Below are 377 nucleotides of genomic sequence, written 5' to 3' on the forward strand. Positions count from 1 at the left end.
TCCGCGCCCTGCTCGTACAGCGCGAAGGAACGGCAGGTCCAGGCCGCCTCGTACCCGGCGAGCTCCTCGAACGCCCGGTCCATCCCCTCCTCGGAGATGGCGTGCGCCACGGTGACGTGCGGGTGGTACGGGAACTGCAGCTCGCGCGCGAGCGGGCCGGCCTCGTCGCGAATCTGGTGCTGGAGCCGGTTGCAGGGGGACACGCCCTCCTGCAGCTTCACGAAGACGACCGGGGAGAGCGGGCGGAAGGTCCCGGTGCCCTTGAGGCGTACGGGGAACGGCTGGTAGCAGGCGGCGACACCGGCCAGGTGCGCCTCGATCTCCGGCAGGCGCTCCTCCGCGACCTCGGTCGGCGGGACGAGGGTGATGTGCGTGGG

The 377-nt window shown here is 72.1% G+C and carries 1 protein-coding gene; it reads right to left on the reverse strand.

What is annotated here, in order from left to right; translation table 11 throughout:
- Positions 1-377: 2'-5' RNA ligase family protein (locus OQ02_RS39445; protein WP_033443795.1), on the reverse strand; the 377-nt coding region annotated here is incomplete at both ends.

It is taken from the genome of Saccharothrix sp. NRRL B-16314, assembly GCF_000716595.1.
In the GTDB taxonomy this organism is placed as follows: Bacteria; Actinomycetota; Actinomycetes; order Mycobacteriales; family Pseudonocardiaceae; genus Actinosynnema.